Source organism: Janthinobacterium sp. JF4, from assembly GCF_059617925.1.
The window spans coordinates 23,445-38,001 of the sequence record NZ_JCAQAV010000047.1 but is presented as its reverse complement, the minus strand read 5'-3'; the positions used below and the strand labels follow the sequence as shown (position 1 = coordinate 38,001).

Genomic DNA, 14,557 nt, shown 5'->3' with positions numbered 1-14,557 from the left:
GAAAAATATTTGATCCGACCTTGCACGCCGCTTGACGGGGATAACAGTATCTACGTCCAGACGACCAACATTTACACGACCTTGCGCTCACGCAAGCCGTCAATCTCCCCACTCTCCAATCCCAGCCACTGCTGCAGCACTTCCTGCGTATGCTGCCCCAGCAATGGCGGCGGCAAGCGGTATTGCACCGGCGAAGCTGACAGGCGCACGGGATTGGCTACCAGCGCCACCTTGCCCGCCGTCGGATGCGGCATCTCCACTTTCAAGCCACGCGCCACCACTTGCGGGTCGGCAAAGACCTGGTCGATGCGGTTGACGGGGCCGCACGGCACGGCTTGCGCCTCGAAGGCGCTGATCCACTCGGCCGTCGTGCGCATGACCGTGGTCTGGCGCATCAAGGGGATCAGGATCGCTCGGTGCGCCACGCGCTGCGGATTGCTCATGAACCGCTCATCCTGCGCCCATTCCGGGTGGCCGGCGACGGCGCAGAAGCGCGAGAATTGCCCGTCGTTGCCGATCGCCAGAATCATGTCGCCATCGGCCGTGGGAAAGTCTTGATATGGCACGATGTTCGGATGCGCATTGCCCATGCGCTGGGGCACTTTTCCGCCGCACAGGTAGTTGGCGGCCTGGTTGCCCAGCGCCGCTACTTGCACGTCGAGCAAGGCCAGGTCGATATGCTGGCCCAGGCCCGAGCGCTCCCGTTCGGCCAGCGCCGCCTGTACGGCGATGGTGGCGTACAGGCCCGTCAGGATGTCCGTCTGCGCCACGCCCACTTTTTGCGGCCCGGCGCCCGGCTGGCCATCGGGTACGCCCGTGATGCTCATCAGGCCGCCCATGCCCTGGATCAAAAAGTCATAGCCGGCGCGCGCCGCGTACGGCCCATCCTGGCCAAAGCCCGTGATGGAGCAGTAGACAAGGCGCGGATTGAGTGCCAGCAAGCTGGCCGCGTCCAAACCATATTGCTGCAGGCCGTTCACTTTGAAATTTTCCAGCAGCACGTCCGATTCGGCAGCCAGCTTGCGCACCAGGGCCTGCCCTTCGGGGGCGGCCAGGTCGATGCACAAGGAACGCTTGTTGCGGTTGGCGCACTGGAAATAGGCGGCCTCTGCCGTATCGCGGCCGTCCTCGTCTTTCAGGTACGGCGGACCCCAGGAGCGCGTGTCGTCGCCGCGGCCCGGCTGTTCAACCTTGACCACGTCGGCGCCCAGGTCGGCCAGCATTTGTCCGGCCCACGGGCCGGCCAGCACGCGCGACAGATCGAGCACGCGCAAACCGGTCAGCGGCGCGGGCCGCAGGGCGGAGGCGAAGGTGGAAGCCAAGGCGTCCATCAGTTGCTGAAGGCGGCGATGCCGGTGATGGCGCGGCCAATGATCAGCGCGTGCACATCGTGCGTGCCTTCATAGGTGTTGACCACTTCCAGGTTGACCAGGTGGCGGATCACGCCGAATTCGTCGGAAATACCATTGCCACCCATCATGTCGCGCGCCATGCGGGCGATGTCGAGCGCCTTGCCGCAGCTGTTGCGTTTCATGATGGAGGTGATTTCCACGGCGGGCGAGCCTTCATCCTTCATGCGGCCCAGGCGCAAACAGCCTTGCAAGCCCATGGTGATTTCCGTCAACATGTCGGCCAGTTTCTTTTGCACCAGCTGGTTCGCTGCCAACGGGCGGCCAAATTGCTGGCGGTCCATCGTGTACTGGCGCGCCTTCAGGTAGCAGTCTTCGGCCGCGCCCAGCGCGCCCCAGGCGATGCCGTAGCGGGCGCTGTTCAGGCATGTAAATGGGCCCTTCAGGCCGCGCACGTCGGGGAAGGCATTTTCTTCCGGGCAAAATACTTCATCCATGACGATTTCGCCGGTGATGCTGGTGCGCAAGCCGACCTTGCCGTGGATCTCGGGCGCCGACAGGCCTTTCCAGCCTTTTTCCAGCACGAAGCCGCGGATCGCGCCTTCATCATCCTTGGCCCAGACGACGAACACGTCGGCGATGGGGCTGTTGGTGATCCACATCTTGGCGCCGGACAGGCTGTAGCCGCCCGGGACCTTGCGCGCGCGCGTCACCATGCTGCCAGGGTCGGAGCCGTGGTTCGGTTCCGTCAGGCCGAAGCAGCCGATGTACTCGCCCGTCGCCAGTTTCGGCAGGTATTTCTGTTTGGTTTCCTCGTTGCCGAAGGCGTTGATCGGCACCATCACCAAGGACGATTGCACGCTCATCATCGAACGGTAGCCGGAATCGACGCGCTCGACTTCGCGCGCGGCCAGGCCGTAGCAGACGTAGTTCAGGCCGGCGCCGCCGTACTCTTCGGGAATGGTCGTGCCCAGCAAGCCCAGCTCGCCCATTTCGCGGAAGATGGCCGCGTCCGTGCGGCCATGGCGGAACGATTCGAGGACCCTTGGCACCAGGCTGCCCTGGCAATAGTCGCGGGCCGCTTCCAGCACGGCGCGTTCGTCGCCTGTCAGTTGTTCTTCCAGCAGCAGGGGGGAATTCCAGTCGAATACGGTTTTGCTCATCACAGGCCTCGCAGGTGAGCGCCGGTGATCGGCGCAAGATTGAATATGGCTCATGTTAGATTCTTGCCTAGCCTTGCGCAAACGATTTTTTCGCACCCAGACATGCGTGCTACGCATATCTTGCGGCATACTAGGGGTCTTTCACCGGCCGGATACCCCATGTCACGCAAAATCCCGATGCTGCAGGCGCTCAATTGTTTCGAGGCGGCCGCGCGGCACCAGAGCTACACGCATGCGGCGCGCGAACTGTCGTTGACGCAAAGCGCCGTGTCGCGCCAGATATCCTCCCTGGAAAGCTTTCTTGGCGTGCAACTGTTCCAGCGCACCCGTCATGGCGTGCTGCTGACCAGCGCAGGCGCCGCGTATGCGCGGCAGATCGCCGCCCGCCTCGATGGCCTGGAGCGCGACACGCTCGACACCATGGCGCGCCAGGGCGGTGGCGGCGCCTTGCAGCTGGCCTCGGTGCCCACGTTTGCCACGCGCTGGCTGATGCCACGGCTGTCTTCGCTGGCGGACTTGCACCCCGATATCGTCGTGCATATCGATGCCTACACGAAACCGTTCATGTTTGCCGATACGGAATACGATGGCGCCCTGTACGCGGGCACGCCCGAGCAGCTGGCGCGCTGGCCCGGCACGCGCGCCACCTTGCTCATGCATGAAGAAATCGTGCCCGTCGCCAGCCCGCGCCTGCTGGCGGCGCGCAGCGTCTGGCAGCCGCAGGATGTATTGGAACTGACCTTGTTGCAACAAAGTACGCGCCCGGGCGCCTGGCGCCAATGGTTTGACGCCATGCAGGTCGAGGGAGAGGGGCGCGATGGGGCGCACTATGGCGCCCGCTATGAACTGTTTTCCATGCTGGCCATGGCGGCCGTGCAAGGACAAGGGGCGGTCTTGCTGCCGCGCATGCTGGTCGAAGCGGAACTGGCGCGCGGCGAACTGCGCATCGTCTGCGAGCGCCCACTGCGCGGCCAGCGTGCGTATTACCTGATCACGCCCGAAACGGCGCATGAAAAGACGGCCCTGCAGCAATTGCGCGCATGGCTGCAAGGCGAAGCCGCTTAAGGCAACTTACATCACCTTGGCCGTATCGAAATGGGGATTGTCGATGAGGCCGATCTGGTTGCCGAACGGGTCGAGCAATTCCACCGTGCGGATGCCGTCGCCCACGTCCGTGATCGGATGGTGCAGGCTGCCGCCCAGCGCAACGATGCGTTCGACTTCCTGTTCGATGCCGTCCACGCCCCAGTACGTCACGCTGCCCTGCGTGCCCGGTTCGCCACCGGGCATCAGCCCAAGTTCGAAGCCGCCGATGGCAAAGCCGACATAGAACGGCTGGTCGAAGTACGGCGTGGTATTGAATACCTGGCTGTACCAGGCCTTGGCCTTGTCGAGGTCGGGGACGGGATAGGTGACGGTGCGCAAGCCCTTGATCATGTTCTGCTCCTGTTGGTTGAAATGCGTGACGCCATCATGCCACCGGCGTGCGGCGCGCGATTGGAAAAATGGAAGGTCTCAATGGTGGCGGCGCATGAACCACGCCTCGGGCGAGCTGCGGGCGAAATCCTGGAAGTCGTGGATCAGGTGCGACTGGTCGAAATAGCCAAATTGCACGGCGACTTGCGCCCAGTCCGGCTGTCCAGCCAGACTTTTCAGTCCCTGGCTGGCGGCGCGAAAGCGGCAGATGCGGGCAAACAGCTTCGGGCTGATGCCCACTTGCTGGCGAAATTGCAGCGCCATGTGCTGGCGCGACACGCCCAGTTGCCGCGCCAGGCCATCCACGCGCACCTGGCCGGATGCTGCCTCGATGGCCGCGATGGCATGCTCGGCCGCGCCCGCTTGGCGCCGTGGCGGCGCGGTGCGCAGGCGCAGCAGCAGATAATCTTGCAAAATGGAAACTCTTTGCGCAGTGGACAAGGGCTCGCTCCACAGGGCGTCCCCCAGGCGCGCCGCCAGTTCGCGGCCCCACAGCTGCTGCAATCCCGTGCGGCCATCGCTGAGCTCGCACAAGGGCAGCTGAAAGAAGCGCGCCGCCGCGCCCGGCTTGAAGCGGGCCGCCACCGTCTGCACCAGGCCCTGGCTGACGACGCTGATCGGCGCCGTCATCATGCCCACGGCAAAGCTGGCATCCTGCTGGTCCTGGCACAGGATGTCGATGCAATTGTCTGGCAAGACCTGGTGCGTCAGGGGCGTGGCGCCTGTTTGCACGCGGCACGTCCAGACGCAGTCCAGCCAGGGCCGCAGGGCGGGGAGGGGCAGATATTCCTGGTAGACGATCATGGCCGGATTTGATGCAAAGAACAAGATTGTGTATATATTACACAGCATAATTGTGCGCCGGCCAAAATATGCGAGCCCGGGCCGCCAGCGCGCCGCGCTATCGGGCGGCGACAACCAGTATAATGCTCGGTTCATATCCACTATTGGCCGCACATCATGCAAGATAAATATAGTCCCGCCGACGTCGAACAAGCCGCCCAATCGCACTGGAAGGCGATCGACGCCTATAAAGCCGTCGAACACGACCCGCGTTTCCCAAAAGGCAAGTATTTTGCCTGCTCGATGCTGCCTTACCCTTCGGGCAAGCTGCACATGGGTCACGTGCGCAACTATACGATCAATGACGTGATGTACCGCTACCTGCGCATGAACGGCTACAACGTGCTCATGCCGATGGGCTGGGATGCATTCGGCATGCCGGCGGAAAACGCGGCCATGGCCAACAACGTGCCGCCCGCGCAATGGACGTATTCGAACATCGCCCACATGAAGCAGCAGATGGAGTCGATGGGCCTGGCCATCGACTGGTCGCGCGAAATGACTGCCTGCAAGCCCGAATACTACAAATGGAACCAGTGGATGTTCCTCAAGATGCTGGAAAAAGGCATCATCTACAAGAAAACCGGTACCGTGAACTGGGACCCGATCGACCAGACCGTGCTGGCCAACGAACAAGTCGTCGATGGCCGCGGCTGGCGTTCGGGCGCGCTGATCGAAAAGCGCGAAATCCCCATGTACTACGCGCGCATCACCGATTACGCGGAAGAATTGCTGGCCTATGTGGATGACAAACTGCCGGGCTGGCCCGAGCGCGTGCGCATCATGCAGACCAACTGGATCGGCAAGTCGACGGGCGTGCGCTTCGCCTTCCCGCATGCAATCAAGGATGCCGAAGGCGCCCTGATCGGCGACGGCAAGCTGTATGTGTTTACTACACGTCCGGACACCGTCATGGGCGTGACCTTCTGCGCCGTGGCCGCCGAGCACCCGCTGGCCATCCACGCCGCGCAAAGCAATCCTGCGCTGGCCGCTTTCAACGCCGAATGCAAACTCGGTTCCGTGATCGAAGCGGACATGGCAACGATGGAGAAGAAGGGCATGCCGACGGGCCTGTTCGTCACCCATCCGTTGACGGGCGCGCAAGTGGAAGTGTGGGTCGGCAACTACGTGCTGATCACCTACGGCGATGGCGCCGTGATGGGCGTGCCGGCGCACGACGAGCGCGATTTCGGCTTTGCCAAGAAATACGACCTGCCGATCAAGCAAGTCATCGAAGTCAAGGGCCAGGAATTCTCGACAGACGCCTGGCAGGAATCGTATGGCAGCAAGGATGGTGTTTGCATCGCTTCCGGCAAGTACGACGGCCTGCATTTCGCGTCCGCCGTCGATGCCGTGGCCGCCGACCTGGCAGAACTTGGCCTGGGCGAAAAGAAAACCACCTTCCGCCTGCGCGACTGGGGCATTTCGCGCCAGCGCTACTGGGGCACGCCGATCCCGATGATCCATTGTCTTGAGTGCGGCGTGGTGCCGGTACCGGAAAAAGACTTGCCGGTGGTGCTGCCGGAAGACTGCGTGCCGGACGGCACGGGCAATCCGCTGAACAAATATGAAGCCTTTTTGCAGTGCGACTGCCCGCAGTGCGGCAAGCCGGCGCGCCGCGAGACGGACACCATGGACACCTTCGTCGATTCGTCGTGGTACTACATGCGCTATACCTCGCCAGGCTCGAACGACGCCATGGTCGACGCGCGCAACGATTACTGGATGCCGATGGACCAGTACATCGGCGGCATCGAACACGCCGTCATGCACTTGCTGTATGCGCGCTTCTGGACCAAGATCATGCGCGACTTCGGCCTGGTCAAGTTCGACGAGCCATTCGTCAACCTGCTGACGCAAGGCATGGTGCTCAACGAAACCTACTATCGCAAGGACGCGGTGGGCAAGACCACCTGGTTCAACCCGGACGACGTGCGCCTGTCTCTGGATGACAAGGGCCGTCCGCAAAGCGCCGTCCTGGTGGCCGACGGCCAGCCGGTGGAAATCGGCGGCACGGAAAAAATGTCGAAGTCGAAGAACAACGGCATCGACCCGCAAGCGCAGATCGAGCAGTACGGCGCCGACACGGCCCGTCTGTTCACCATGTTCGCTTCGCCGCCGGAACAGACGCTGGAATGGTCGGGCAGCGGCGTCGAAGGCGCGAACCGCTTCCTGCGCCGCGTGTGGAACTTCGGCTACGCCCAGTCGGCGACGATCCAGGCCGCACTGGCTGGCGGCGCCGCACCGGCCACGGGCGACGCGCAGAAAAACCTGCGCCGCGAATTGCACAAGCTGCTGCAGCAAGCCGATTACGACTTGAAGCGCATCCAGTACAACACCGTGGTGTCGGCCTGCATGAAGATGCTCAACACGCTGGAATCGGCCAAGCTCGATGACAGCGCGCAGTCGAAAGCGCTGATCGCCGAAGGCTTTTCCATCTTCCTGCGCTTGCTCAATCCCGTCGCGCCGCACATCACCCACGTGCTGTGGCAGGAACTGGGCTACGCTGGCGTGCACGGCGACCTGCTCAACGCGCCGTGGCCGCAAGTCGACCCGCAAGCGCTGGAGCAGTCCGAGATCGAGATGATGATCCAGGTGAACGGCAAGCTGCGCGGCTCGATCACGGTAGCCAAGGATGCGGACAAGGCCAGCATCGAAGCGGCCGTGCTGGCGTGCGAAAGTGTGCGGAAGTACGTCGAGACCACGCCGAAGAAGATCATCGTCGTGCCAGGCAAGTTAATCAGCATCGTGGTGTAATCATGACGACTTCCTCTCAAGTATCGCTGCTGGGCCGCCGTGCCGTGCTGGCGTTGGGCCTGACTGTTTTGCTGTCGGCCTGCGGCTTTCATTTGCGCGGTTCGAACGGCAGTTTCATGCTGCCGTTCGCGACGATGTACATCGGCTTGCCCGACACGTCGCCGTTGGCCATCGGCCTGAAGCGCTATATCCGCGCCATTGGCAGCACGGAGGTGGTCAGCACCAAGGATGGCGCCGACGCTGTCCTTGAAGTGCTCAGCGACCCGGAGAGGAATCGTACCAAGACCATTTTGTCGCTGAATAAAAATGGCCGCGTGCAAGAGTACCAACTCGGCTATTCGATCAATTTCCGCGTGGTGGACAAGGCCGGCAACCAGTTGCTGGCACCGACGACCATCAGCCTGGTGCGCCCGATCACCTTCGACGAATCGCAGGTGTTGGCCAAGGAAACCGAGGAAGCGGCGTTGTATCGCGACATGCGCAACGACCTGGTGCAGCAGATCATGCGCCGCCTGGCCGCCATCAAGCCGGTGCTGCCGGCCATGTCGGTGGCGCCCGTGACGCCGGTCGCGCCGGCAGCCGCGCAGCAGTAACGGGGACGCCATGCAATTGCGGATAGACGCGCTCGATGGGCATGTGGCCAAGCCGCTGGCGCAGCTGTATGTGATCACCAGCGACGAACACTTGCTGGCGCTGGAAGCGGCCGACAAGATCCGCCGCGCGGCGCGCGCGCAGGGTTACTCCGAGCGCGACGTGCTGACCGTGGAGCGCAGCTTCAAGTGGGGTGAACTGCTGGCGGCGAACCAGGAGCTGTCGCTGTTCGGGGACAAGAAACTGATCGAGCTGCGCATCCCCACCGGCAAGCCGGGCAAGGATGGCGGCGCGGCGCTGCAAAGCTATGCGAAAAACCTCAGTCCCGACAACCTGACCCTGATCACCTTGCCCAAACTGGATTGGGCCACGCAGAAGGCGGCCTGGGTCGCCAGCCTGCAGCAGGCGGCTGTGTATATCGACATTCCGAATGTGGAGCGGGCGCAGTTGCCTGCCTGGATATCCCAGCGCCTGTCGGCGCAGGGGCAAAGCGCCGAACGGGCCAGCATCGACTTCATCGCCGAACGGGTGGAAGGCAACTTGCTGGCGGCGCACCAGGAAATCCAGAAACTGGGCTTGCTGCATGCCGCGGGCAAGCTGACGTATGAGCAAGTGCAGGACGCGGTGCTGAACGTGGCCCGCTACGATGTCTTCAAGCTGTCCGAAGCCATGCTGGCCGGCGATCCGGCGCGCCTGGTGCGCATGCTCGAAGGCTTGAAGGGCGAGGGCGAGGCGCTGCCGCTGGTCTTGTGGGCCGTCTCCGAAGAAATCCGCACGCTGTTAAAATTGAAGGCCGGCATGGCGCAAGGGCGGCCATTGGGCGCGCTGCTGAAGGAGTACCGTATCTGGGGGCCGCGCGAGCGGATGATGGAGCCGGCCCTGCGGCGCATTTCGCTGCCCGTGCTGGAAGCGGCGCTGCAGCAGGCGGCGCAGGTGGACAAGATGATCAAGGGCTTGCGCGCCAAGGGCTATGCGGGCGATGCCTGGGATGCCATGCTGCAACTGGGCCTGAAGATCGCCCGAGGTTAGGTTTTTACTATATGGATACGAGCATGGACATCAATCAATATATGCAGGACGTGGGCGTGCGCGCGCGCGCCGCCTCGCGCGCCATGGCGCGTGCCGACAGCGCCACGCGCAACCGTGCCTTGAGCCTGATCGCCGCCGCCATCGTGCGCGATGCCGATCTGCTGCGCGCGGCCAACCAGCGCGACCTCGACGCGGCCGCCGCCGCCGGCCTGGCGCCGGCCATGCTCGACCGCCTGACCCTGTCCGACGCCGCCATTGCCACCATGGTCGAAGGCTTGACGCAGATCGTCTCGCTGGCCGACCCGATCGGTGAAATCTCGAACATGAAATTCCGTCCGACGGGCATCCAGGTGGGCCAGATGCGCGTGCCGCTGGGCGTCATCGGCATCATCTATGAAGCGCGTCCGAACGTGACGGTGGACGCGGCCGGCCTGTGCATCAAGAGCGGCAACGCGACGATCTTGCGCGGCGGCTCGGAAGCGATTCACTGCAACCGCGCGCTGGCCAAGCTGGTGGCGGAGGGCTTGCTGGGAGCAGGCCTGCCGGCCGATGCCGTGCAAGTCATCGACACCACCGACCGCGCCGCCGTCGGCGCCCTGATCACCATGCCGCAGTACGTGGACGTCATCGTGCCGCGCGGCGGCAAGGGCCTGATCGCGCGCCTGATGGCAGAAGCGACCGTGCCGATGATCAAGCACCTCGACGGCATCTGCCACGTCTACATCGACGCCAAGGCCGATATCAAAAAGGCGATCGATATCGGCTTCAACGCGAAGTGCCACCGCTACGGCACCTGCAACACCATGGAAACCCTGCTGGTGTCGCGCGCCATCGCCGCCACCGTGCTGCCGCAGCTGGCCGAACTGTATTTGACCAAGCAGGTGGAACTGCGCGCCGATCCGGAAAGCCATGCGATCCTGGCCGCCGCCGCTTATCCGCACCTGGTGCCCGCCACCGAGGAAGACTGGTCCACCGAATACCTGGCCGCGATCCTGTCGGTGAAAGTGGTCGACGGCATCGACGAAGCGATGGACCACATCAACCAGTATTCATCGAAGCACACGGAGTCCATCATCACGGAAGACTACAGCGATGCGCTGCGCTTCCTGCGCGAAGTCGATTCCGCCTCGGTGATGGTGAACGCGTCGACGCGTTTTGCCGACGGCTTTGAATATGGCCTGGGCGCCGAGATCGGCATCTCGAACGACAAGCTGCACGCGCGCGGCCCGGTGGGACTGGAAGGCCTGACCTCGCTCAAGTACGTGGTCTTTGGCCACGGCGAAGTCCGTAAATAGTCTCTTCGCGGGCGGCCCACAAGGCGGCCCGCGCTCTCCTTTTTCGATACCTCTGACACTGGGAACCCCATGCTCTTTCTCTGGACCAAAGCCTTCCACATCATCTTCGTCATGTCCTGGTTTGCCGGCCTGTTTTATTTGCCGCGCATCTTCGTGAACCTGGCGATGGAGACGGAAACGGTGGCGACCGAGCGCCTGCTGCTGATGGCGCGCAAGCTGTACCGCTTCATGTCGCTGCTGGCGCTGCCAGCCATGGTGCTGGGGCTGGCGTTGATGTGGATGCTGTACGGCGGGGGCGAAGGCCGCATGAAGATGCCGGGCTGGATGCACGCCAAGCTGACGTTCGTGGTGCTGCTGCTCGGCTATCACCACGCTTGCGGTTCCATCCTGCGCAAGTTTGAAAAAGGCGTCAACAAGCGCAGCCATACCTGGTTCCGCTGGTTTAATGAAGTGCCGGTGGTGATGCTGCTGGCCGTCGTCGTGCTGGTCGTGGTCAAGCCTTTCTAAGGGAGTCGAGATGAGTGCAAGCCAGAGCAAAGTCGTGCAGTATTTCTTCGCGCCCCACTCGCCATGGACCTACCTGGGCCACGCGCGCCTGATGGCCATCGCCGCGAAGACGGGCGCGCAGATCGACGTGCGCCCCTTCGACCTGGGCAAGGTCTTCAGCGTTTCGGGCGGCCTGCCGCTGGCCAAGCGCGCACCGCAGCGCCAGGCGTATCGCCTGGCGGAACTGGCGCGCTGGTCGGCCTTTTTGCAAGTGCCATTGACCTTGCAGCCGAAGTTCTTCCCCGTGTCGCCGGAAGCGTCGGCCAAGCTGATCATCGCCACGCGCCTGGCGCACGGCGTGGAAGCCTCGCTGAACCTGGCGCACGCCATCATGCGCGGCCTGTGGGCCGAAGAGCGCAACATCGGCGACGAGGAAACCCTGGTGCAGATCGCGTTTGACGCCGGTTTCGATGGCCGCCAGTTGCTGAAAACGTCGGAAACGGCCAGCGTGCAGGCCGAATACGACGCCAACACGGAAGCGGCCACCGCCGCTTCCGTGTTCGGCTCGCCGTGGTACATCGTCGATGGCGAAGGGTACTGGGGCCAGGACCGCCTCGATTTTGTCGAGCGCGCGCTGGAGAAGTTGTAGGTCGGATTAGCGCTGCGCGCGTAATCCGACAAGTTTTGAAATTTTTAGTTAATTGTTTTTCAACGGATAAAAGGTATCCTAATCATGGCTTCATATTTTTGCCCATGCCCGCGCGGCATGGAAGCGGCGCTGGCCGAGGAACTGGGCGAGATCGCCCAGGATAGTGCGACCATGAAGGTCCACAACCAGGTGCCGGGCGGCGTACACTGCTCGGGCGACCTGCTGGACTCCTACCGCATCAACCTGCATTCGCGCATCGCTTCGCGCGTGTTGATGCGCATGGCCCATTCCGGCTACAAGACGGAAAACGATATCTATGACCTGACCCTGGCGCAATCCTGGGAAGACTGGTTCGGCGTGCACCACACGATCCGCGTCGACGTCACGGCCGTGAAATCGCCGCTGCGCAGCCTGGAATTCACGACCTTGAAAATCAAGGATGCGATCTGCGACCGCTTCCGCGACCAGTTCAACGAGCGTCCATCGGTCAACACCAAGACGCCGGACATGCGCATCGTCGGCTTCCTCGACGCGCACACCTTCACCGTCTACCTCGACACCTCGGGCGAAGCTTTGTTCAAGCGCGGCTGGCGCGAAGAGACGGGCGACGCGCCGCTGCGCGAAAACCTGGCCGCCGGCCTGCTGCGCGTGTCGGGCTGGAAGCCGGGCATGGTGCTGTTCGACCCGATGTGCGGTTCCGGCACCATCCTGGCCGAAGCGGCGCAGATGCTGCAGGGGATTCCTCCGGGCGCCTCGCGCCAGTTCGCATTTGAAAACTTCCACGACTTTGATCCAGCGCCGTGGAATGCCATGAAGAACGCCATCAAGGTCAATCCGCTGCCGGCCGAACCGACCATTTTCGGCAGCGACATCTCGGGCGACATGGTGGCCATGACGCGCCACAACCTGCGTTGCGCCGGCGTGCGCTTCGAGGTGCCCTTGAAACAGATCGAGGCGCAGGAAGTCAAGCCGCCAAGCGAGGTGCCGGGCATCATGCTGACCAACCCGCCGTACGGCGAGCGTATCGGCGTGCGCGGCGACAGCACCATCCCGGAAGATGAATTGTCGACCTCCTTCTATTCGGCCATGGGCACGACCCTGAAGCAGCGCTTCGCCGGCTGGACCGTGTTCCTCTTCACGGCCGACCTGGGCCTGCCCAAGCTGCTGCGTTTGAAAGAAGCGCGCAAGACGCCATTCTTCAACGGCGCGCTGGAATGCCGTCTGTTCCGCTTCGATATGGTCGCCGGGTACAACCGCAGAGAAGAAGCCAAACCGAAAAACATCTGATTAAACCTGCTGCGCGTTGCCACTTGCGGCTTGCGATGCTCACCGTACTTTTGTACGGTTGCGCTTCTCGGCCACAATTGGCGGCCGCTCGCTACGGTTTTCTCAGGTGTTTTACGCGCTGAAAAATGCAGTAACCCCGCGCGCGGACTGAAATTGGTCCGCGCGCCACTTTGGACCCGCCATGTTTCCCACCCCTCCGGCCGATGTGCCGCCCGACCCGGTTACCCCCGTTCCGCCTCCCACGCCGAGCCACATGGCGCCGCTGAGCCGCGGTGCGCTGGCGATGATGCTGGCCGGGCTGTCGATGCTGGGGCCCCTGTCGATCGACACGTATCTGCCCGCGTTTGGCGCGATCCAGGGGTCGCTGCAGGCGTCGCCGCTGGAAGTGCAGCAGTCGCTGACGTTCTACATGCTGGCCTTTGCCGGCATGGTGCTGTGGCATGGCGCGATCTCGGATGCCTTCGGCCGGCGCAACGTCATCCTCGTGTCACTGCTGATGTTTGCCATCGGCTCGCTCGGTTGCGCCTCGGCGCACACGGTGCACTATCTGTGGTTCTTCCGCATCATGCAGGGCGTTTCGGCCGGTGCCGGCGTGGTGATCAGCCGCGCCATCATCCGCGACCTGTATGCCGATGCGGCGGCGGCGCGCCTGCTGTCGCTGGTGACGATGATCTTTTCCATCGCCCCGGCCGTGGCGCCGATTCTCGGCGGCTGGATCGTCATCTGGTTCGACTGGCGCTCGATCTTCCTGTTCCTCGCCTTTTACACGGTGGTGCTGCTGGCGTTCTGTTACTGGCGCCTGCCGGAAACCCTGCCGATGGAAAAACGCCAGCCGTTCAATCCCCGCTTCCTGGCGTCGAGCTATGGCCAGATCCTGCGCTCGCCCCTGTTCCACATCAAGGCCGGCATCGTCGCCCTCAATTTTGCGGGCCTGTTCCTGTTCATCACGGCCGCGCCGGAAATGCTGCCCAAGCAGCTGGGCCTGGGGCCATCGCAATTCGGCTGGCTGTTCATTCCCTGCGTGAGCGGCATCTTCATGGGCGCCGCGGCGGCCAACCGCATCGCCGGCAAGGTCACCTTCGCGCGCCAGATCGGCATCGGCTTCGCCTTCCTGCTGTGCGCTGCCAGCGTCAATGTCGTGTATCACCTGTTCCTGCCGCCATCGTTGCCCTGGTCGGTGCTGCCCCTGTTCTTTTACACTTTCGGCATGTCGCTGGTGGGGCCGGGCGCGACCCTGCTGGCGCTCGATCTGTTCCCGCACATCCGCGGCACGGTGGCCTCGTGCCAGTCGTTTGCCAGCACCATGCTCGGCGCCGTGGTGGCCGGCGTGATCTCGCCGCTGCTGTCCGGTTCCGTGCTGTGGCTGGCCTCGGGACAGCTGGCGTTTGCGGGCCTGGCGCTGGCCCTGTGGCTGATATCGCGGCGCTTCCGCCACCGTTTGCTGGGTTCCTTCAAGGCATAAGTTTCCATGGCGGAACGCTGGATTTATTTCAACTTAATTTTCTATATTGCAAGTAATATCCGGCGCTTATGATAAGATGACTTTTTTCCCGGCATCCTCTCAGGCAATAATTTTTTAGGTTACAGGAGTGGAGGATTCCTCTGAACGTGGCCGCGCTTCGCTGCTGAGCG

13 protein-coding genes are annotated in these 14,557 nt (G+C 63.1%); 9 read left to right on the top strand and 4 right to left on the bottom strand.

The genetic code is table 11. The annotated features are described in order from the left end of the window. Positions 1–71: 71 nt before the first annotated feature. Both AC54AF_RS23915 and AC54AF_RS23910 read right to left on the bottom strand, forming a co-directional pair. On the bottom strand, positions 72–1,331 hold the full coding sequence (locus AC54AF_RS23915; RefSeq protein WP_496638553.1) for a CaiB/BaiF CoA transferase family protein: 1,260 nt from the start codon (positions 1,329–1,331) through the stop codon (positions 72–74). Further along, positions 1,331–2,512 carry an acyl-CoA dehydrogenase gene (locus AC54AF_RS23910; RefSeq protein ID WP_077408772.1) on the bottom strand — a complete coding sequence of 394 codons (1,182 nt, stop codon included), beginning with the start codon at positions 2,510–2,512 and terminating at the stop codon, positions 1,331–1,333. Before AC54AF_RS23910 ends, AC54AF_RS23915 begins: the two co-directional genes overlap by 1 nt. Positions 2,513–2,671: 159 nt before the next feature. On the opposite strand from AC54AF_RS23910, the gene AC54AF_RS23905 reads away from it, so the two are divergent. Beyond that, positions 2,672–3,577 (top strand): LysR substrate-binding domain-containing protein, encoded by a 906-nt coding sequence (locus AC54AF_RS23905; RefSeq protein ID WP_496638552.1) that lies wholly within the window; start codon positions 2,672–2,674, stop codon positions 3,575–3,577. A 6-nt stretch (positions 3,578–3,583) separates the two neighbouring features. Here the strand turns inward: AC54AF_RS23905 and AC54AF_RS23900 are convergent, their stop codons facing one another. Both AC54AF_RS23900 and AC54AF_RS23895 read right to left on the bottom strand, forming a co-directional pair. Next, positions 3,584–3,949, bottom strand: coding sequence for a VOC family protein (locus AC54AF_RS23900; RefSeq protein WP_131685767.1), 366 nt, complete (start codon positions 3,947–3,949; stop codon positions 3,584–3,586). Positions 3,950–4,027: 78 nt separating this feature from the next. Next, a complete protein-coding gene (locus tag AC54AF_RS23895; protein WP_496638551.1) occupies positions 4,028–4,816 on the bottom strand; it encodes a DUF6597 domain-containing transcriptional factor in 789 nt (262 codons plus the stop codon). Positions 4,817–4,948: 132 nt separating this feature from the next. On the opposite strand from AC54AF_RS23895, the gene leuS reads away from it, so the two are divergent. The 8 genes from leuS (at position 4,949) to AC54AF_RS23855 (ending at position 14,387) form a co-directional block, all read left to right on the top strand. After that, positions 4,949–7,588: a leucine--tRNA ligase gene (leuS, locus tag AC54AF_RS23890; RefSeq protein WP_496638550.1), complete on the top strand. Its 2,640-nt coding sequence runs from the start codon at positions 4,949–4,951 to the stop codon at positions 7,586–7,588. Positions 7,589–7,590: 2 nt separating this feature from the next. After that, positions 7,591–8,181: an LPS-assembly lipoprotein LptE gene (locus AC54AF_RS23885; protein WP_496638549.1), complete on the top strand. Its 591-nt coding sequence runs from the start codon at positions 7,591–7,593 to the stop codon at positions 8,179–8,181. Positions 8,182–8,191: 10 nt separating this feature from the next. Next, complete coding sequence (gene holA / locus AC54AF_RS23880) at positions 8,192–9,208, top strand: DNA polymerase III subunit delta (protein ID WP_131685764.1); 1,017 nt, start codon at positions 8,192–8,194, stop codon at positions 9,206–9,208. 23 nt (positions 9,209–9,231) lie between these two features. Next, on the top strand, positions 9,232–10,503 hold the full coding sequence (locus AC54AF_RS23875) for a glutamate-5-semialdehyde dehydrogenase (protein WP_496638548.1): 1,272 nt from the start codon (positions 9,232–9,234) through the stop codon (positions 10,501–10,503). Between the two features lie 69 nt (positions 10,504–10,572). Next, on the top strand, positions 10,573–11,010 hold the full coding sequence (locus tag AC54AF_RS23870) for a CopD family protein (RefSeq protein WP_086144647.1): 438 nt from the start codon (positions 10,573–10,575) through the stop codon (positions 11,008–11,010). 10 nt (positions 11,011–11,020) lie between these two features. After that, entirely contained in the window at positions 11,021–11,638 is a 618-nt protein-coding gene (locus AC54AF_RS23865; protein ID WP_496638547.1) for a 2-hydroxychromene-2-carboxylate isomerase, read from the top strand. Between the two features lie 84 nt (positions 11,639–11,722). Continuing rightward, positions 11,723–12,925, top strand: a complete 1,203-nt coding sequence (locus tag AC54AF_RS23860) for a THUMP domain-containing class I SAM-dependent RNA methyltransferase (RefSeq protein WP_496638546.1) — start codon at positions 11,723–11,725, stop codon at positions 12,923–12,925. A gap of 181 nt (positions 12,926–13,106) precedes the next feature. Next, positions 13,107–14,387, top strand: a complete 1,281-nt coding sequence (locus AC54AF_RS23855; RefSeq protein ID WP_496638545.1) for a multidrug effflux MFS transporter — start codon at positions 13,107–13,109, stop codon at positions 14,385–14,387. Positions 14,388–14,557 lie beyond the last annotated feature (170 nt).